Raw genomic sequence first — 17,653 nt, forward strand, 5'->3', positions numbered from 1 at the left:
CGTGCTGCGCCCCTGCCGGGGACTGACGGTCTCCTAGCTCGAGGCCCCGGCCTTCGGCTTGGGCCCCTCGCCCGGCGGGGTGCCGCCTTTGGACTTGCGGGTCAGGCCCGACCGGCGCTCGCTCTTGCGGGTGTAGCCCATGGCCTCGTAGAGGGCGCTGTCCGGGCCTAGGGCGGCGTCGGCCAGCACCGCGGCCACGACCCGCATGCGGGCGGCGAGGGAGACCTGGTCGGCCCGGTCGCGCTCGGCCTGGGCCTCGAGCAGCTCGTTCTGGAGCTGGGCGATGCGTTCGCGGGCTGCGAAGGAAGGGGCGATGAGGGCTCTGAACTCTTCGAGGGTCATATCGGCCAGCCTGCGCTCCGGGGCCAACTGGCTCCACGCGACCTCGGCGGCCTGGATCTTCTCCAGGGCGGATTTCGGATTACCGGCCATTCAACACCTCCCTCACGGGTATGCCCTGTGCGGGCGGGCATCATAATTGCGCTTTGATTCCAAAAATGTCAAGGTGGACCCCGTCCAGTCGCCCTCATCCGGTGGCTTGCCGGCCCTTTAGGCTCGACAGGAAGAAAACTCCTGCGCCGGAGAAGCCTTTTCTCCTTCGTGGGGGAAAGTCTCTTAGGAGGAAGAGACTAATTCCGCTTAACAAGAAAAGAATTCTTACGCGCAGGAAGGGTATTCCCCCGGACAGGAGCATAAGTCCGGCGCATAGGATGAGCACTCTCCTGCGGGAGAAAGCCCTTCTCCCGCACGGGAAAACCCTTCCTCTCGAGCCGCGCTGGTCAGGGCCGGGCCTCACCCGGCCAACGGGGCAACGCCCCATGGCGCTCTGCCGGGGGTGGCCCATCGCTATAGGTGCCGGGGCGCTCGAGCGCGCCCCGGGAAGAGCCGGACGCTCGAGGGGCCGCCCCTGCGCCTCGGTCCCCGTGCCGCGGCACGGCCCCAACCCCCTCCGCCCGCCTGACCCCTGATGACAATTCCCTGACACAAGCCGAGCAGTCTGGAGCCGTGGAGGTTACGCCGATGAAACGAGCACTCGTTGCCGCCGCCGCCCTGCTGGGGCTGGCCTCGGCCCAGGTGACCCTGACCGGGGCCGGGGCCACCTTTCCCGCCCCGCTCTACACCGAGAAGTACATCCCCACCTTCTCCAAGCTCGCCAACGTCAAGATCAACTACCAGGCGGTGGGCTCGGGGGGCGGGCAGCGCCAGCTTCTGGACAAGGTGGTGCAGTTCGCCGGTTCGGACGCCCCCCTCACCGACGCCCAGATGAAGGAGTACCAGGACAAGACCGGCAGCGCCGTGCTGCACATCCCCGCCGCCCTGGGGCCGGTCGCCATCACCTACAACCTGCCCGGCGTCAACGAGCTGCGCCTCGACGCCGACACCCTCGCCGCCATCTACCTGGGCAAGATCGTGCGCTGGAACGACCCCCGCATCGCCGCGCTCAACCCCGGCGTCAACCTGCCGCGCCAGGTGATCTCCGCCGTGCACCGCTCGGACGGCTCGGGCACGACCTACATCTTCACCGCCTACCTCTCGGCCATCTCCGCCGAGTGGAAGAGCAAGGTGGGGCAGGGCACCGCCGTCAACTGGCCGGCCTTCAGCAGCCTCGCCAACCGCGGCAACGCCGGCGTGGCGGGCCTGGTGCAGAAGTCGCCGGGGGCGGTGGGCTACGTCGAGCTGGCCTACGCGCTCGAGAACAACCTCCCCATCGCCAGCGTCAAGAACGCCGCCGGCAACTTCGTCAAGCCCAGCCTGGCCAGCGCCAAGGAGGCCGCCGAGGGCGTGGACCTGCCCAAGGACCTGCGCCTGGTCAACCAGGTGGTCAACACCAAGGACCCCGCCGGCTACCCCATCGTGGGCATGACCTGGCTGCTGGTCTTCCAGAAGCAGGAGGTCACCGCCAAGAGCCGCGAGCAGGCCAAGGCCGTCGTGGACTTCCTCAACTGGGTCATCACCGACGGGCAGGAGCTCAACGAGTCGCTCAAGTACGTGCGCCTCTCGCCCAAGGTGGTCAACCAGGCCAAGGCCCTCATCGCCACCATCACCTACAACGGCCAGAAGCTCTGAGCAGGAGTAGTTTAGACTCGAAAAGCGGAGGGGTGAGCCCATCCCGCGTCGCCTGCATGGCCCCGGCCGTGCAGGCCCGATCACGGAGAACCCCGCTCGCCCCTCCCCGGAGAACGCAATGGAACCTGTCCAAACGCGCAGCATCCACGTAAGCCAGTCACCGCTCTACCGTGCGCTGGGCGACAGGCTGTTCGTCGGCGCCATCCTCGTCTTGTGCCTGCTGGTGATCGGCATCGTGCTGGTCATGGGCTGGCAGTTGGGGTCGGCGGGGAGCGAGGCGCTGGCGGCGTTTGGTTTTTGGGGCTTCCTCTCGGGCAGCACCTGGGACCCCGTGCAAAACATTTACGGAGCCTGGCCCTTCATCCTGGGCACCCTCCTGACCAGCCTCGGCGCGCTGGCGCTGGCCTTTTTCCCGGCGCTGGCGGTGGCGATCTTCGCGGTGGAGTATGCCCCCCGCTGGCTGGGCAGCGCGCTGAGCTACGCGCTCGAGCTCCTGGCCTCCCTGCCCAGCGTGATCTACGGGCTGTGGGGCCTGTTCGTGCTGGTCCCGGCGGTGCGGGCGGTGCAGGAGAGTGTCTACTTCTGGGCCGCCGACTACGCCCCCTTCCTGCTGCCCCTGCTGGGCAACCCCATCGGCATCGGCATGACCAGCGCGGTGCTGGTGCTGGCGGTGATGATCATCCCCTTCGCCGCCACCTTGGCCAAGGACTCCATCGCCCTGGTGCCCGCCGCCCAGCGCGAGGCGGCCTACGGCCTGGGGGCGACCAAGTGGGAGGTGATCCGCCTGGCCATCCTGCCCTACGCGCGCGGGGGCATCCTGGCCGGGGTGATCCTGGCCCTGACCCGCGCCCTGGGCGAGACCATGGCGGTGGTGATGGTCATCGGCAACAGCAACAAGCTGCCCTTCACCCTCTTCGGGCCCGCGACCACCATCCCCTCGGCCGTCATCAACGAGTTCGGGGAGGCCCAGGGCTTGCAGCTCTCGAGCCTGCTGGCCCTGGGCTTCATCCTCTTCCTCATCAGCGGGGCGCTCAACCTGCTGGCCGCCTGGATTGTCAAGCGCATGAGCGTGGAGGGACGGCTGTGAGGCCCGGCGGCAACCTCGAGCGGCGCAAGCTCTTCGACCGCTTCATGCTGGGCCTGCTGATCCTGGGCAGCCTGCTGGTGGTCGCCCCGCTGGTGCTGGTGCTGGGAAAGGTCTTCCTCACCGGCCTCTCGGCCCTCAACCTGGCCTTCTTCGTCGAGCCCTACCGCCCGCTCGACGAGGGCGGCGGCGGGCTGGCCCACGCCATCGTCGGCACGCTGATGATGAACCTGCTGGCCCTGCTCATCGGCGGGCTGCTGGGCCTGGCGGGGGGCATCCTGCTCTCGGAGTACCCCGACCACCCCGTCAACCCCTTCCTGCGGGTCATCTCCGACCTGCTCAACGGCCTCCCCGCCCTGCTCAAGGGGCTGGTGATCTACACCCTCTTCGTCATCCCGATGGGCCGCTTCACCGGCCTCGCCGGGGCGCTGGCGCTGGCGCTGGTGATGGTGCCCATCGTGCTGCGGGCCACCGAGGGGGTGCTCAAGCTGGTGCCCTGGAGCGTGCGGGAGGCCGGCCTGGCGCTGGGCTTGCCCCGCTGGCGGGTCATCCTCTCGCTGGTGCTGCCCTCGGCGCTGCCGGGGGTGATCACCGGGCTGATGCTGGGCTTCGCCCGCGCCGCCGGGGAGGCGGCCCCGCTGTACTTCACGGCGGGCGGTAACCTCAACCTGAGCTTCAGCCTGGGCGACCAGGTGGAGAGCCTGGCCCTGACGATCTACAAGTACGCGGGCGAGCCCTCGCCGGTGCGGCAGGAGCAGGCCTGGGCGGCCTCGCTGGTGCTGACGCTGCTGGTGCTGGCCGCCGGCCTGCTGGCCCGCTGGGCCACCCGCAAGCGATAAAGGTGATGACCATGAACGAGCAACGACCCCTGACGGTCCCGCCCAAGCTCGAGGCGGCTCGAGCGGGCGGGCTCGAGGCCGACCTCAAGCCCCGCATGGAGGCGCAGGGCCTCACGGTGTACTACGGCAAAAAGGTGGGGGTGGGCAACGTGAGCATGCCCATCTACGCCAACCGCGTCACCGCGCTCATCGGCCCCTCCGGCTGCGGCAAGACCACCTTCCTGCGCGCCCTCAACCGCATGCACGACCTCACGCCCGTCGCCCGCGTCGAGGGCAAGGCCCTGCTCGACGGCCAGGACATCTACGCCCCGGGCGTGGACCCGGTGGACGTGCGCCGCCGCATCGGGATGGTCTTCCAGAAGCCCAACCCTTTCCCCACCCTCACCATCTACGACAACGTGATCGCCGGGCTCAAGCTGCTGGGCGTGCGCCGGAAAAACGTGCTGGACGAAGCAGTCGAACGCTCGCTGCAACAGGCGGCCCTGTGGGACGAGGTCAAAGACCGCCTGCGCGCCCCCGGCATGAGCCTGTCGGGGGGGCAGCAGCAGCGGCTGTGCATCGCCCGCGCCCTGGCGGTGCAGCCCGAGGTTTTGCTGATGGACGAGCCCACCAGCGCCCTCGACCCCATCTCCACCCAGTCCATCGAAGACCTGATGAGCGAGCTCAAGAAGCACGTGACCGTCGTGATCGTCACCCACAACATGCAGCAGGCGGCCCGCGTCTCCGACTTCACGGGTTACTTCCTCACCGGCGAACTCGTGGAGTTCGGCCCGACCAGCCAGGTGTTCACGATGCCCAAGGATCCGCGCACGGAGGCGTACATCACGGGGCGGTTCGGGTAGGGGGTGGTGGGGTGGTCGTACGTCGTACGCCGAACGCAAAACGCAAAACGCAAAACGCAAAACGCCTTGGCCCTCGGCCTTCGGCCTCCTATAAGATGACCCCGTGCAACTCGGCGTGTTGTTGAGCCCTGGTTTTCTCGAGGCCGAAGCTGCGTTAGCGCTGGAAGTGGCCCGACTTTTGAAGTGGGAGGCCTTCACCCTGGCGCGGGGGAGGACGGCGCTCGAGGGGGCCGGGGGTTCGGTCTGGACCCCGCGCTACGTGCTGGGCGCCCGTACGGCCTTCGACGTTCTCGTGATCCCCGGCGGCCCGCAGATGAGCAAGCTGGGCCGCGACCCCGACCACCAGGACTGGTTCGCCCAGGTCTGGGAGGGCTTGCGGGCGGTGTTCGCCGGCTCCAACGCCGCGCTGATGCTGCTCGAGCTCGGCCACCTCCAGCGCTCCCAACCCCTAGCCGCCCACCCCCTCGCGCTCGAGGCCCTGCGCGAACAAGGCTTCCGGCCCGAGCCCAAGCCGGTGCTCTGGCAGGGCAAGGTCTGCACCACGCGGGGCTACCTCGAGCTGGCGCGGGCGCTGCTGGAATGGGCCGGCTTCTCGGAAGAGGCCAGGGCGCACCTGGGGCTGTCGGTTTGAGGAATGTCGATAGTCGATGGTCGATAGCCGATAGCTGATAGCTAAACGCCGGGCGCGGGTCGTACGTCCTACGTCGTACGTCGTACGCCAAACGCCAGACGCGAGACGCCAGACGCCTTGTTCCCCTTTAGCAAGGGGGGTTGGGGGGATAGCCCCTCCCCGCGTGCGGGGAGGGAAGGGGTGGGGTCAACCACGAGCCTTTCGCTGATAGCTGATAGCTGATGGCTTACAGCTTTCCCTGGTACGCCAGGTCCAGAATCTCGACCGTGTGGTACATCGGGATCTCGTGCCCCAGCTTGCGCAGGTGGCTCTGAATTTGGGTGAAGCAGCCGATGTTGCCGGTGGCGATGGCCTGGGCGCCGGTGGCGAGGATGTTGCGGGCCTTGCGTTCGCCCAGCGTGGCGGCGATGGCGGGCTGCTCGAGGTTATAGGTCCCGGCGCTGCCGCAGCACAGTTCGCCTTCGGGGATCTCGAGCAGCTCGAGGCCCCCCACCGAGCGCAGCAGCTTGCGCGGCTCGGAGCGCACCTGCTGGGCGTGAGCGAGGTGGCAGGCGTCGTGGTAGGCCACCTTGAGGGGCTGCTTGAGGGCGGGGGGCTCGAGCAAGCCCAGGTTGGCGAGGAAGACCGACACGTCCTGCACGCGCTTGCTAAAGGCTTCGGCGGCCGGGTGCTCGGGCTCGCCCACGAAGAGCAGGCCGTACTCCTTGAGCCCCGAGCCGCACCCGGCGGCGTTGGAGAGGATGGCGTCCACGTCGGCGGGGAAGGCCTCCAGGTTCTGCCGGGCGAGGCCGATGGCGCGGCTGCGCTCGCCGGTGTGCAGGGCGGCGGCCCCGCAGCAGGCCTGGCCCCTGGGGATGAGCACCTCCACGCCGTTCTCGGCCAGCACCCGCAGGGTGGCCCAGTTGAAGTTGGGCTTGAGCACCTGCTGGGCGCACCCGGTCAGCAGCGCGACGCGGGCGCGGCGGGGGCCCTTGGCGGGGAAGAACTCGGGCAGGGGAGGGGCGGGCTCGAGGCGGTCGGGGAGGAGCTCGAGCGGCGCTTGCAGGGCCTTGGGGAGCAGCGGCTTGAAGACCTTGCCGATCTTGCCGAGCTGGGCGGCGGCGCGGAAGCGCTGGGGGTAGGGCAGCAGCTCCATGACGCCCAGGCGGAAGGCCTTCTGGAAGGGCGAGCGGTGGCGGCGGGGCTCGGCCCAGCCCCGGTAGGTGCTGACGAGCTCGCCGTAGGGCACGCCGGAGGGGCAGGCCGAGACGCAGCCCAAGCAGCCGAGGCACTTGTCGATGTAGGGGGCGGCGTCCTCAGGGTTCAGGTTGCCCTCGAGCACCTCCTTCATCAGGAAGATGCGCCCGCGGGGGCTGTCCATCTCCTCGCCCAGCACCTGATAGGTGGGGCAGGCGGGCAGGCAGAAGCCGCAGTGGACGCAGGCCTCGACGGCGTGGGCCATCACCTCGCCCTGCGGGCCGATGGATTGGGTGTCGATCTTGTGCTGCATAGCAATCAGGGGTCGAGCGAGAACCGCCGGGTGGGGTCGAGCGCGGCACGGACGCGGCGGGCGAAGCTGTGTTCCAAGTCTATCCCGAGCAGGGGCGACTTTAGCGTTTCCTTCACCGCGGGGTAGGCGTCGCCCCGCAGCACTATGCCGCAAAGCCCATGAGCTTTCAGCAAGCTATCCAGCTTTTCGGCGGCGTCGAGCCAGTTGAGGTAGAGCAGGTTCCCAGCAGCGACGTAGCGGCGGATCCCCGGGGGCAGGTCGCGCTCGAGCGCGGCGATCTTGCCGGGTTGGAGGGGCACCTTGACCAGGTAGCCGTGGCCCCACTCGAGCCGGCCCACGAAGCGCCAGTAGCCCTGCTCCTTCTCGCCCTCCATCAGCAGGGTGTGGGTGTCGGGGGGGTGGCCCAGGAAGGCCCGCAGGCGCTCGAGCCGGGAGGGCAGGGCTTCGGGCTGCCCGCCGAGGCGCAGCGTCAGGGTCGCGGGGTTGGTCTCGAGGTCGAGGGCGTAGAACTCCAGCGGCGAGGAGGCGAGCTCGTGCATGGCCTCGAGGGCGGGCTCGAGGCGCTCGAAGGTCACCTTGAAGGTGGCGGTGGCCCGGGGGGAGGGGAAGACCTTGAAGGCCAGCTCGACCAGCACCCCCAGTTGCCCCCGGCTGCCCACCATCAGCTTGGGCAGGTCGAAGCCGGCGGCGTTCTTGACCACCTTGCCGCCCCCGCGCACCGCGTTGCCCTCCCCGTCCACGAACTGCACGCCCAGGATGAAGTCACGCACCCCGCCGTAGCGCTGGCGCATGGGGCCAGAGAGCCCGGCCGCCACGGTCCCGCCCAGGGTGGCCCCCTGCTCGACGAAGGGCGGGTCGAAGGGCAGGTACTGGCCGTGCCGGGCCAGAAGGGCCTCGACCTCGGCCAGAGGGGTCCCGGCCAGGGCCACCAGCACGTACTCGGCGGGGTCGTACTCGAGCACCCCGCTCAGGCCGGTCATGTCGAGCACGGCCTGGCCCTCCCTCGGCGTGGAAAGGGCGGCCTTGGTGCCCCCACCCCTCGGCAGCAGCTTGGGGGTGGCCCTCACCGCCTCCAGGACCTCGGTGAGGGAGGTGGGCCTCACCCGGCCCTCCGCTTGCGCCACAGCGCGTGGGCCAGGCGGGCCTGCTCCTCCTGGTGCCCGTGCCAGACCGGGACTTCGTCGAGCTCCCAGTAGGCCAGGCCCAGGTCCTCGTGGGAGCCGCGCAGCTCGCCGCCCACCGCCTCGCAGAGGTAGACCGTGCTCACCAGGGTGAAGGCGGTGTACTCCTTCATGGGGAAGCGGGTGAACACGCCCACGAGCTCGAGCGGCCGCACCTCGAGCCCGGTCTCCTCCTTCGCCTCGCGCACGGCGCACTGCTCGGGGGTCTCGCCCACCTCCACCAGCCCGCAGGGCATGCACCAGCGGCGGTTGTCGCGGCGCAGCATCAGCAGGATGCGGCCCCCGGCGTCGAAGACGGCCGCGCCCGAGCCCACCTTGGGGGTCACGGCCCCGAGGTCCTTGAGCAGTTGCTCGCGCACCGCCTGCGGGGGGGCCTCGAGCAGCCGCCCGTAGTACTCGCTGGCGAGCTCGAGCAGTTGGCGGTAGCGCTCGGCGTCGTAGGGGTCCTTGCTGTAGTGAAGGCCGGTCTTGGCGATGGCCTGGATCTTCTCCAGCAGCGGCAGGGGGTCGGTGGTCATGCTATTCCCTCGAGAGGAGGCCCGCTTGCTCGAGCGGGTGGGGTCCGGAATGCCTGGGGGCACCTGTAGCGGCGGTGCCCTGGGGGAACATCTTGCCCCGGTTGGCGAGCTCGTCGGGGTCTAAGGCGCGGCGCAGGCGCTGCATGAGGGCGAGGTCGTCCTCGCTGAACATGGCGGGCATGTAGGCTTTCTTCTCCATGCCTACCCCGTGCTCGCCGGTGATGGAGCCGCCCAGCCCCACGCACAGCTTCAGGATCTCCCCGGCCAGCGCCTCGGCCTGCTCGAGCTGCCCCCCCACCTTGCCGTCGTAGAGGATGAGGGGGTGGAGGTTGCCGTCGCCGGCGTGGAAGACGTTGGCGACGCGCAGGCCATACTGCTGGGAGAGGCGCTCGATCTCGAGCAGGGCCTGACCCAGCTTCGAGCGCGGCACCACCCCGTCCTGCACCAGGTAGTCCGGGCTCAGGCGGCCCACCGCCGAGAAGGCGGCCTTGCGGCCTTTCCAGATCTTCGCCCGCTCATCGGCGTCCCGCGCCACCCGCACCTCGTAAGCCCCGGAGGCGGCGATGACCTCCCCCAGGTGCCTCGCCTCGGCCTCGACCTCGGGGGCCTCGCCCTCGAGCTCCACGATCAGCAAGGCCCGCGCGTCCATCGGGTAGCCCGCCTTCACCGCGGCCTCGGCGGCCTCGATCGCCAGGTGGTCCATGATCTCCATCGCCCCCGGCAAAAGCCCGCTGGCGACCACCGCCGCCACCGCGTTGCCGGCCTTCTCGAGGCTGTCGTAGGCGGCCAGGACGGTGTGGTACTTCTCCGGCTTGGGCAGCAGGCGCAGGGTGACCTCCACCGCGATGCCCATCAGCCCCTCCGAGCCCACGAACAGCCCCAGCCAGTCGGGGCCGACGGCCTCGAGGCTCTGCGAGCCCAGCTCCACCACCTCGGCATCCGGCAGCACCACCTTCGCACCCAGCACGTGGTTGGAGGTCATGCCGTACTTCAGGCAGTGCGCCCCGCCGGAGTTGAAGGCCAGGTTGCCGCCGATGGTGCTCACGGGCTGGCTCGAGGGGTCGGGGGCGTAGTAGAGCCCGTAGGGCGCGGCGGCGTTGGAGACGTGGAGGTTGATGAAGCCGGGCTGCACCACCGCGACGCGCTCTTTGGGGTCGAGCCTGAGCAGCCGGTTCATGCGGTTGAGCCCGATCACCAGGCCGCCCTCGACAGGCAGCGACCCCCCCGAGAGGCTGGTGCCCGAGCCCCGGGCCACGAAGGGGACCTTGTGGCGCGCGCACCAGGCCACGGTCTGCACCACCTCCTCGGCGGTCTCGGGCAGCACGACCGCCAGGGGCCGGGCCCGGAAGGCGGTGAGCGCGTCCGACTCGTAGGGCGCGAGCTGGCCGGGCTGCACCAGCAGCCGCTCGGGCGGGTAGATGCGCCCCAATTCGCTCAGGGCAGGGTTCATGGGGTCCTCCTCGAGATCAGGATACGGTCTAATGCCCGGTTCGGTCAGTCCGGCGCCGTCCGGCGCCGGACTGAAAGGGCCGAAGGGAGTGCTCCAGGATTCGAAAAGATAGCCTCTGACCTTGTCCTCATGCCGGGCCGTATGCTGGGAAAGGAGGTGCATTTATGTGGCCGTTCGGTAAGTCGATTGCGGATCGGGTCAAGGACGCATTGAAGGAACTGCGCATCACCCAAAACCTCAACCTCAACGTCACGGAGCGCGGCGGGGTGGTGAGCTTCGCCGGGGAGGTGCCCAACGAGCGCTACGTGCGGCTGCTCGAGACCGTAGCCATGGGCGTCAACGGCGTGAAGAGCGTGGACACCAGCGGGCTGGTGTTCGCCGCGTCGGCCCCCGAGCCCGAGGCGGCCACGGCCGAGCTCATCAAGGAGGCCGAGACCTCCTCGGCCATCGCCAAGGCGGTCTACAACAACATCCGCGCCAACGGCGAGCTCAAGGACGACCCCATCGACGTGCTGCAGAAGGGCACCGGGGTCATCCTGCGCGGTGCGGTGGACAGCCAGCACGAGTACAACCTCGCGGTGCAGCTCGCGCAGGGCACCCCCGGCGTGGGCGAGGTGGACGCCAGCGGCCTCAAGGTGGTGGAGGGTGCTAAGCAGAAGGCCAAGGCCGAGGCGGGCTACGTCAACGTGCCCGACGAGTGGTACACCGTGCAGCCGGGCGACACCCTCTCCGAGATCGCGCTCAAGTTCTACGGCGACGGCACCCGCGAGTCTTACATGAAGATCGCCAGGGCCAACGGGATCGAGAACCCCGACCTGATCCGGGTGGGGCAGAGGTTGCAGATTCCGCGTTAGGGAGGTCGATAGTCGATAGCTGGGCGCGGGTCGTACGTCCTGCGCCCGGCGTCGTACGCAAGACGCCAAACGCAAAACGCCAAACGCAAGACGCGAAACGCCCTTTCTTTACCCCCCTTAACAAGGGGGGCAGGGGGGGATAAACCCTCCCCGCGTGCGGGGAGGGTTGGGAGGGGTAAACCACGGGCTACAAGCTGACCGCTGACGGCTGATGGCTGAAAGATGCCAGATGCGGGGCTCAGGTCGGTTTGCTCAGGGTGGCGATGTTTTGGTTGCCGCGCAGGATGTGGACGCGGACGCCTTCGGCCTCGAGCAGGCTCTTCTTCTTCAGCAGGCGCAGCATGCCGTCGGTCTTGCCGAACACCGGGCGGCCGCCCTCGCCGGGGCGCAGGTAGAAGCCTTCGGGCAGGGCGATGAGGTGGACGCGGCTGGCCCGCGCTCGCGCCCGCAGCGCGCCCTCGATGACCTCGCTCGAGGCCTCCTGCGTCACCAGGATGAGGTTGACGCCGGGGGGCGGGACGGGGACCGCGTGGGGCTCGGCTTCGGGGTCGGCCAGGGCCAGGGCTTGCAGCATCCGGGCGAGGTGGTCGGTGCCCCGGCCCAGCCCGACCTCGAGCCCCCCTACCGACAGCCCGAAGGCCAGCCCGTCGCGCTCGGCGGCGAGGAGCAGGCTGGTGGCGAGCGAGGCGGCGTGCTCGGCGTAGACCTCGCCCGGCTTGCCCTGCCCCTGCAGGTCGAGGTGCAGCCAGACCCCGCTGCTCTTGACCCTGGCGTACTCGCGCACCATGGGGCGGCCCTGGCGGGCGGTGGCCTTCCAGTGCAGCCGGTGCAGCGGGTCGCCCGGCGCGTACTCGCGCACCCCGGCGAAGCGGGAGGGGTCTTCGAGGCCCCCCGCCGCCTCGGGCCCGTCGGCCAGGAGGGTCAGGCGGAAGGCGGGGGAGTCGAGGGGGAAGGCCTCGGGGTAGGCCAGAACGCTCGAGCGCTCCTGCGGCAGGGACAGCTCGTGCTCGAGCAGCCCCAGCAGGTCCTTGACGAAGACCCGCACCCTCGGCAGCCGGTGTTCGCCCCGGTAGCGGGGGCTGTACTCCAGGGGCTCGCTGAAGCGGAACTCCCCCCACGCCAGGCCCCGCAGGCCGCCCGGCAGCAGCGAAAGCGAGCTCTGCCCCTCGCGCTCGAGGCGCACGTACACCGGCAGCGGGCTGTGCAGGCAGAGCTCGAGGGCCCCCCGTCCCCTGCGCCGCGGGAACAGCCGGGGCTGATCGGCGCTCAGCCGCACCGTGCCCCGCACCAGCCGGGGGCTGTAGAGCAGCCCGGCCAGCAGCAGGAGCGCGGTCACGAGCGCGAGCATTTCCGGTCCGCCCTGCGCCCCCTCACTCCAACCCCTCGAACAGGTCCTCCATCGGCCAGCGCGGGATGGGCCCCCGCGCCGCCCCCAGCGCGTAGTGCTCGTGGGTTTGAATTTCGCGCATCAGGGCGACGAACTCGGGGTCCGGGGGATTGGAGACGGAGGCGAACTGCGAGACGTGGGCGCGGTTGGCCTGCCACTTGCGCTCGAGGTAGGGCTCCACGTTGAGCCGCACGGCGACGAGCCGGGGGTCCACGCCGAAGACCTTGGGGTCGTTCTCGCCCAGGAGGTTGGCGAAGCGCTCGCTCTGGCGCATGCGTTCTAAGCTCGCCAGCGGCAACACCCCGTAGAACAGGCGCTGGGGCGGGTTGGGCAGGTGGCTGCTGGAGAAGAAGGCGGCGGTGGTGGCCCGCTGCACCACCAGGTGATCGACGTGGCCGTAGCCGCCGTGGGGGTCGAAGGTGAGGATCACCTGCGGCTCGACCCGGGCGATCACCTCGCGAACGCGGGCTTCGACCTCGAGCCAGCCCGCGTTCATCAGGGCCAGCGGGTTGTCCTGCTGCACGCGCTCCTTGCGCCCCGAGTCGTGAAAGCCCAGGAACACCGGGGGCTCGATGCCCAGGATCTCGCAGGCCTTGCGCAGCTCCTGCTCGCGCAGGGCGCCGAGGTCCTTAACCTGGCCTAAGCTGGCGTCCTTGACCTGTCCGGCCTCGCCGCGGGTGGCGCAGGCCAGCACCACGCGGTAGCCCTTGGCCGCGTAGTGGGCGAGCGCGCCGCCGCTGAAGCCTTCGTCGTCGGGGTGGGCGTAGACCGCCAGGAGGGTTTTGGGCATGGGCTCACCTCGCTCAGGACTCTACCGGCACCGGCACCCGCTCGAGGATGACGTGCAACACGCTCTCGGGGGTGAGGCCCTCGAGCCGCGCCTCGTAGGAGAGGATCAGGCGGTGGCCCAGCACCGGGAAAACCGCGTCCTTGAGGTCGTCGGGGATCACGTAGTCGCGGCCCTCGAGCGCGGCCAGGGCCTGGGCGAAGCGCTCCAGCGCCAGCGCCGCGCGGGGGCTCGCGCCCAGCACCACGCCCTGCGCCTTGCGGGTGGCGGCCACGACCTCGAGCAGGTAGTCCTCCATCTCCGGGCTCACCCGCACCTTGCGCACGGCGCGCTGGGCCTCGAGCACGGCCTCGGCGGTGGTGACGGGCCTCAGCTCGTCGAGCGGGCTGGCCTGCCGCATGCGCCGCAGCATCTCCCGCTCGCTCTCGCCCTCGGGGTAGCCCAGCCGGACGCGGGCGGTGAAGCGGTCGAGCTGCGCCTCGGGCAGGCGGTAGGTGCCCTCCTGCTCGATGGGGTTCTGGGTGGCGATGACCAGGAAGGGCCTGGGCAGCGGGTGGGTGTGGCCCTCGAGCGTCACCTGCCCCTCGGCCATGGCCTCCAGCAATGCCGACTGGGTCTTGGGGGTGGCGCGGTTGAGCTCGTCGGCCAGCAGCAGCCCGGTGAAGAGGGGGCCGCTGCGGAACTCGAACTCGCCCTGCCGGAACACGTAGACGCCGGTGAGGTCGGAGGGGAGCAGGTCGGGGGTGAACTGCACGCGGCGGAACTCGAGGCCCAGGCTCTTCGCCAGCGCCCGCGCCAGCGTGGTCTTGCCGGTGCCCGGCACGTCCTCCAGCAGCACGTGCCCGCCGGTGAGCAGCGTGGCCACCACCCGCCGCACCTCCTCGTGCTTGCCCACGATGACCTGCTCGACGTTCGAGCTGAGTTTGTGAAACCAAGTCTGGATCATGCTTTTTCCCTTTGCTGATCGCCCGTGGCGTCCAGGGTATAGCTGAAAGCGTCAGGCACCAACTCGGCCAGTCGCTCCGCCCGTTCGGCCTGGGCCTCGTCGGCGTAACCACCGTAGCGTACCGGTTCGTAGAGCCCGGTCAGTTCGTGAAGCTCGGCATGCACGGCCGGGCTATGCTTCCCTAACCGCGTGGCGTATTCGCGGGGGCTTTCGTACACGGTGCGGGGGTAGCCCCGCTGCTCCATCAGCCGCAGGAACTGCTGGTAAGCCCGGCGGATGCGGCTCGCCGACGCCGCTTTTTCCCCCTCACCCCGGCGGGGTGAAGCTTCAGGGGGATGCGACGGCTCCTTCTTAAGTTGCCTCGCGAGGCTCCAGGCAACGGCCGACAGAACGACGACCGCCGCGAGTGCGGCGAGCAGGCCCACCACTGCGGATGCGTCCAGGACGGGGAGCGCTGAACTGCCTCCCGGAGCTACCGTCTGATCGGCGCTCCCTCCCGGCGCTCGAGGAAGCGCGGTGACCGGACCCTCCGCCGCACCGGCGTCCCCCCGGCTCAGTTGGAACCAGGCGAGAAGCATGCCCAGCCCGAACGACGCTACGAGCAGGGGCATCAAGTGCCCACGAAGTAGTGGTTGTCCTCTCGCCCGGGCCCGGACCGCCAGCACGAAGGCGATGCCCAGGACCAGCACGGCTAGGGCCAGCGTGACTTGGATGAAAATGTCGAGCAGCGGGAGCGGGTTCGTCTGGGTGGAAACGGCGCGTGCCCGCTTGCTCGAGGCGAGGTTCCCGCCTTCCGGAAGGCCGGGCTCGCTACGGGGCTCGGCAGGGGCAGGGGGCTTCACGGCGTGAGCGCCAGGCTCCGCGACCTTGCTTGGCGGAGGGCTATCCGTGGCTATGCCCAGCGGGGCCAGGGAGGCGCCAGCAGCCAACACCACGGCGGCGGCCAACAGCCCGGCCGGTGCCTTAGGGGTCGTGACCCAGCGCCTGCCCAACTGCCCCGAAAGGCTCGCTTCTCTCGTCAGCGTCCACAGCGATTGAATGAGGAGGACTATGCCCAGCAGGTAGCCCTCCGGCCGCAAGGCGATGAGGGGCAGCAGGTACAGCACCGGAAACCTTGCGCCTCGAGACGCCGACGAGACCGTAAGGCTCAGAAGGAGCAACCCGAACGACACCAACCCCCAGGCACCGAAGGCCGCCAGGAGTGACTCTTGCGTAGCCTCGACCCCGAGAAAGTGATACAGCCCGGGCAGCGAGGAAAACCAGGCGAAGCCTTCCCTATAGTGGGACCGCCATAACGCCCAAAACAAAATCACGCCGCAAACCAATCCCGGCCAGCTTTCCTTTGGTAATGCCAGGAAGGAGAAGATCAGTACCAAAGCCCACTGTGCCTGCACCATCACTGGCTGAAAACGCATCAAGCTAACCTCATTCCTGGGATATTGACGAAATATTTATACATAATATAACCTAATAACAACCTAGCCGTGTAACAGCTCTAACACCTGTGCACCATAACCTACGCGATGTTCGCGCGCTAGGTCAGGAGGTCAGGCTCATGGTTAGAAGGTCTAAGTTCATACTCGCGGCGCTCTTCCTGATAAGCCTCGGCGCCATGCCTGCGGTAAACGCTTCGGCGACCCCTGACAACGGCTGCGGGACGACGGTACACGACTGCCCATACACACAAATGTAAGTGAATTCGCGATGCTGGAATAGGTTCCCTTCCTGGCTTTCGCCTTACACCCCGGTTGGTTTGCCTGGCGAGCAAGCTGGTCAGCCAACCGGGGTGATTTCGTTCTTCTACGCTTGCCCTTCCTGACGCGGTTATTGGCGACTTCCGCAAGAGGTCTATCGGGCAGGGCCACGAATTCGTTTTCAGCTCCCGGCCTGCCGCGCGTAGTTCCTCAGAAACATCCCGGCCGCCCTACGCATCCCGAAGCGCTCGTAGAAGGGGGCCAGCTCGGGCTCGCACAGCAGGTCGGCCATGTAGAAGCCCTCGAGCTGTTCGAGCATCCGCCGCATCAGCTCGCTCCCGACGCCGCGGCCCTGGTAGGGCGGGAGCACCTCGAGCAGGGGAATGTACGCGCTGAGCACGCCGTCGCTGATGGCGTTGACGAACCCCACGACCCTTTCGCCGTCCAGCGCCAGCACCACGTGGCTGCTGCCCTTCAGGATTCGCAGGTGGGTCTGGGGCGAGGGCGGGTTGGGCCAGCCGACGAAAAAGCCTTCCAACTGCTCGGGGGTGATGCCCTCGAGGCTCGAGGTGTAGATCAGGTCCACGCGTGCCCTCCTGCCAATAGCCAAGCTCGATCCTTCAAGCCGATCGCCAGCGCCCGTGCAAGAATCAGCGAATTTTCCCAAGAAGCATGGCCCGATTGTACCTGCTACACTCGAGGCATGTCGGCCCGGCCTCTGCCCCCGAACCTCAGCCCGGAGGAGTACCTCGCGCTCGAGGAGAAATCTCCCGTCCGGCACGAGTATGTGGACGGTATCGTCTACGAAATGCCGGGTGAGTCCAAAGAACACAACGAGGTTGCCGGGAACATCTACACCGCGCTGCGCCCCGTGGCGCGTTCGCGGGGTTGCTGGGTCGCCTTCGAGGGCGTCAAGCTCTGGATTCCCCAGCTCCACCGTTACTACTACCCCGACGTGATGGTGCTGTGCGACCCGGCAGAAACCCAGAGCCACATTTTCCAGCGCCCGTGCTTCATCGCCGAGGTGACCTCGCCCACCACCGAGGCCACCGACCGGCGCGAAAAGCTTCAGGCCTACCGGAGCATCGAAAGCCTGTCCACCTACCTCATCGTTGACCCTGAGGCCCGCTGCGTGGACGTGTTCCACCGGGCTTCCGCGGGGTGGCAAACCCTGCGCCTCGAGACAGGCTCGGTGGACGTGCCTTGCCTGGGGTTCTCGCTCCCGCTCGAGGCCATATTCGAGGGCCTTTAGGGTCCGGCCTCGGGCGGGTAGCCCCCGAACGATAGCCGTCAGCCAGCCGTGCTCAGCCCTTATCCCACCAGACGACGACCACCGTCGCGGGGAGGTTCTCGGTGCGCCCGGCGGGTTCCCCGAGCTTTTTCCTGAGCCAGGCGAGCTTTTTCTCGATGGCCTCGAGGGAAGGCCCGTAAAAGCCCAGGATCAGCCGGCTTGCCGTAGCCCCCAGAGCTTCGTCCAGATAACGCTGGGCCCAGGGCTGCTCGAACTCGAGGTCGTCCCAGACGTTCCAGTAGACGAAGTCGAACCGGGTGGGCAGGGCGTAGTCGCTCAACCGCCTCAGCTCTCCGAGCCCGATGGGGGCGAGATGGCTGGCGTACTCGGGCAGCAACCCGCGCGCCGCGTCGAGCCGCTGCGGGTCGGGGTCTATCCCGTAGGGGACAAGCGGATGGGGGCTCCAATCCAGCAGGCACCGCAGCAGGAGGCCGTTCGCGCAACCGACGTCCAGAAGGGTGCCCGGGTGATGGATGGCCTTGGCGATCAGGCGACGTTGCCCCTCCCAGTCCGACAAGGTAGAACCCATCAAACAGCTGCCCTCGAGCAGTTCGCGCTCCCTATCCGGGTCAGCAAACAGGCGTTTTAGAGAT

The 17,653-nt window shown here is 68.7% G+C and carries 18 protein-coding genes; 7 read left to right on the forward strand and 11 right to left on the reverse strand.

Annotated elements, in window-relative coordinates; genetic code table 11:
- Positions 1-33: 33 nt before the first annotated feature.
- A complete protein-coding gene (locus MEICH_RS24885) occupies positions 34-432 on the reverse strand; it encodes a hypothetical protein (RefSeq protein ID WP_036218539.1) in 399 nt (132 codons plus the stop codon).
- 588 nt (positions 433-1,020) lie between these two features.
- On the opposite strand from MEICH_RS24885, the gene pstS reads away from it, so the two are divergent.
- The 5 genes from pstS (at position 1,021) to MEICH_RS0112235 (ending at position 5,463) form a co-directional block, all read left to right on the forward strand.
- Positions 1,021-2,067 carry a phosphate ABC transporter substrate-binding protein PstS gene (gene pstS / locus MEICH_RS0112215; RefSeq protein ID WP_027892853.1) on the forward strand — a complete coding sequence of 349 codons (1,047 nt, stop codon included), beginning with the start codon at positions 1,021-1,023 and terminating at the stop codon, positions 2,065-2,067.
- 118 nt (positions 2,068-2,185) lie between these two features.
- The gene (gene pstC / locus MEICH_RS0112220; protein ID WP_051304128.1) at positions 2,186-3,154 is read left to right on the forward strand and encodes a phosphate ABC transporter permease subunit PstC; all 969 of its coding nucleotides are present in this window, start codon (positions 2,186-2,188) and stop codon (positions 3,152-3,154) included.
- Positions 3,151-3,990, forward strand: coding sequence for a phosphate ABC transporter permease PstA (gene pstA / locus MEICH_RS0112225; RefSeq protein ID WP_027892855.1), 840 nt, complete (start codon positions 3,151-3,153; stop codon positions 3,988-3,990). The genes pstC and pstA overlap by 4 nt, the downstream gene beginning before the upstream one ends.
- 95 nt (positions 3,991-4,085) lie before the next feature.
- Entirely contained in the window at positions 4,086-4,832 is a 747-nt protein-coding gene (gene pstB / locus MEICH_RS0112230; protein ID WP_027892856.1) for a phosphate ABC transporter ATP-binding protein PstB, read from the forward strand.
- A 103-nt stretch (positions 4,833-4,935) separates the two neighbouring features.
- Positions 4,936-5,463 carry a DJ-1/PfpI family protein gene (locus MEICH_RS0112235; RefSeq protein WP_027892857.1) on the forward strand — a complete coding sequence of 176 codons (528 nt, stop codon included), beginning with the start codon at positions 4,936-4,938 and terminating at the stop codon, positions 5,461-5,463.
- A gap of 226 nt (positions 5,464-5,689) precedes the next feature.
- Here the strand turns inward: MEICH_RS0112235 and glcF are convergent, their stop codons facing one another.
- Genes glcF through MEICH_RS0112255 form a run of 4 tightly spaced genes read right to left on the reverse strand, consistent with a single transcriptional unit; the run spans position 5,690 to position 10,101 of the window.
- Positions 5,690-6,952, reverse strand: a complete 1,263-nt coding sequence (gene glcF / locus MEICH_RS0112240) for a glycolate oxidase subunit GlcF (protein ID WP_027892858.1) — start codon at positions 6,950-6,952, stop codon at positions 5,690-5,692.
- 5 nt (positions 6,953-6,957) lie between these two features.
- Complete coding sequence (locus tag MEICH_RS0112245) at positions 6,958-8,055, reverse strand: FAD-binding protein (protein ID WP_027892859.1); 1,098 nt, start codon at positions 8,053-8,055, stop codon at positions 6,958-6,960.
- Positions 8,052-8,651, reverse strand: coding sequence for an NUDIX hydrolase (locus MEICH_RS27195; RefSeq protein ID WP_051304129.1), 600 nt, complete (start codon positions 8,649-8,651; stop codon positions 8,052-8,054). The genes MEICH_RS0112245 and MEICH_RS27195 overlap by 4 nt, the downstream gene beginning before the upstream one ends.
- A gap of 1 nt (position 8,652) precedes the next feature.
- The gene (locus tag MEICH_RS0112255) at positions 8,653-10,101 is read right to left on the reverse strand and encodes an FAD-linked oxidase C-terminal domain-containing protein (RefSeq protein WP_027892860.1); all 1,449 of its coding nucleotides are present in this window, start codon (positions 10,099-10,101) and stop codon (positions 8,653-8,655) included.
- A gap of 164 nt (positions 10,102-10,265) precedes the next feature.
- Between MEICH_RS0112255 and MEICH_RS0112260 the strand changes: the two genes are divergently transcribed.
- Positions 10,266-10,955: a BON domain-containing protein gene (locus MEICH_RS0112260; protein ID WP_027892861.1), complete on the forward strand. Its 690-nt coding sequence runs from the start codon at positions 10,266-10,268 to the stop codon at positions 10,953-10,955.
- Between the two features lie 238 nt (positions 10,956-11,193).
- Here the strand turns inward: MEICH_RS0112260 and MEICH_RS0112265 are convergent, their stop codons facing one another.
- From MEICH_RS0112265 to MEICH_RS0112290, 5 genes are all read right to left on the reverse strand, one after another.
- Entirely contained in the window at positions 11,194-12,291 is a 1,098-nt protein-coding gene (locus MEICH_RS0112265; protein ID WP_051304130.1) for a DUF58 domain-containing protein, read from the reverse strand.
- 34 nt (positions 12,292-12,325) lie between these two features.
- Complete coding sequence (locus tag MEICH_RS0112270) at positions 12,326-13,132, reverse strand: PIG-L deacetylase family protein (RefSeq protein WP_027892863.1); 807 nt, start codon at positions 13,130-13,132, stop codon at positions 12,326-12,328.
- 13 nt (positions 13,133-13,145) lie between these two features.
- Positions 13,146-14,075 carry an AAA family ATPase gene (locus tag MEICH_RS0112275; protein ID WP_027892864.1) on the reverse strand — a complete coding sequence of 310 codons (930 nt, stop codon included), beginning with the start codon at positions 14,073-14,075 and terminating at the stop codon, positions 13,146-13,148.
- Positions 14,072-15,490, reverse strand: a complete 1,419-nt coding sequence (locus MEICH_RS27200) for a DUF4129 domain-containing protein (protein WP_051304131.1) — start codon at positions 15,488-15,490, stop codon at positions 14,072-14,074. Before MEICH_RS27200 ends, MEICH_RS0112275 begins: the two co-directional genes overlap by 4 nt.
- A gap of 460 nt (positions 15,491-15,950) precedes the next feature.
- On the reverse strand, positions 15,951-16,355 hold the full coding sequence (locus MEICH_RS0112290; RefSeq protein WP_218916404.1) for a GNAT family N-acetyltransferase: 405 nt from the start codon (positions 16,353-16,355) through the stop codon (positions 15,951-15,953).
- 117 nt (positions 16,356-16,472) lie between these two features.
- On the opposite strand from MEICH_RS0112290, the gene MEICH_RS0112295 reads away from it, so the two are divergent.
- Positions 16,473-17,021: a Uma2 family endonuclease gene (locus MEICH_RS0112295; RefSeq protein WP_027892867.1), complete on the forward strand. Its 549-nt coding sequence runs from the start codon at positions 16,473-16,475 to the stop codon at positions 17,019-17,021.
- Between the two features lie 52 nt (positions 17,022-17,073).
- On the opposite strand, the gene MEICH_RS27205 is transcribed toward MEICH_RS0112295, so the two are convergent.
- A complete protein-coding gene (locus tag MEICH_RS27205) occupies positions 17,074-17,589 on the reverse strand; it encodes a class I SAM-dependent methyltransferase (RefSeq protein ID WP_157202758.1) in 516 nt (171 codons plus the stop codon).
- Between the last annotated feature and the right edge of the window lie 64 nt (positions 17,590-17,653).

It is taken from the genome of Calidithermus chliarophilus DSM 9957, assembly GCF_000430045.1.
Lineage (GTDB): Bacteria > Deinococcota > Deinococci > Deinococcales > Thermaceae > Calidithermus > Calidithermus chliarophilus.

Bases quoted from the DNA above. Each gene is read 5' to 3' on its own strand.
- MEICH_RS24885 (WP_036218539.1), bottom strand. From the start codon at position 432: ATGGCCGGTAATCCGAAATCCGCCCTGGAGAAGATCCAGGCCGCCGAG.
- pstS (WP_027892853.1), top strand. From the start codon at position 1,021: ATGAAACGAGCACTCGTTGCCGCCGCCGCCCTGCTGGGGCTGGCCTCG.
- pstC (WP_051304128.1), top strand. From the start codon at position 2,186: ATGGAACCTGTCCAAACGCGCAGCATCCACGTAAGCCAGTCACCGCTC.
- pstB (WP_027892856.1), top strand. From the start codon at position 4,086: ATGGAGGCGCAGGGCCTCACGGTGTACTACGGCAAAAAGGTGGGGGTG.
- glcF (WP_027892858.1), bottom strand. From the start codon at position 6,952: ATGCAGCACAAGATCGACACCCAATCCATCGGCCCGCAGGGCGAGGTG.
- MEICH_RS27195 (WP_051304129.1), bottom strand. From the start codon at position 8,651: ATGACCACCGACCCCCTGCCGCTGCTGGAGAAGATCCAGGCCATCGCC.
- MEICH_RS0112255 (WP_027892860.1), bottom strand. From the start codon at position 10,101: ATGAACCCTGCCCTGAGCGAATTGGGGCGCATCTACCCGCCCGAGCGG.
- MEICH_RS0112260 (WP_027892861.1), top strand. From the start codon at position 10,266: ATGTGGCCGTTCGGTAAGTCGATTGCGGATCGGGTCAAGGACGCATTG.
- MEICH_RS0112270 (WP_027892863.1), bottom strand. From the start codon at position 13,132: ATGCCCAAAACCCTCCTGGCGGTCTACGCCCACCCCGACGACGAAGGC.
- MEICH_RS0112275 (WP_027892864.1), bottom strand. From the start codon at position 14,075: ATGATCCAGACTTGGTTTCACAAACTCAGCTCGAACGTCGAGCAGGTC.
- MEICH_RS27200 (WP_051304131.1), bottom strand. From the start codon at position 15,490: ATGCGTTTTCAGCCAGTGATGGTGCAGGCACAGTGGGCTTTGGTACTG.
- MEICH_RS0112295 (WP_027892867.1), top strand. From the start codon at position 16,473: ATGTCGGCCCGGCCTCTGCCCCCGAACCTCAGCCCGGAGGAGTACCTC.
- MEICH_RS27205 (WP_157202758.1), bottom strand. From the start codon at position 17,589: ATGGGTTCTACCTTGTCGGACTGGGAGGGGCAACGTCGCCTGATCGCC.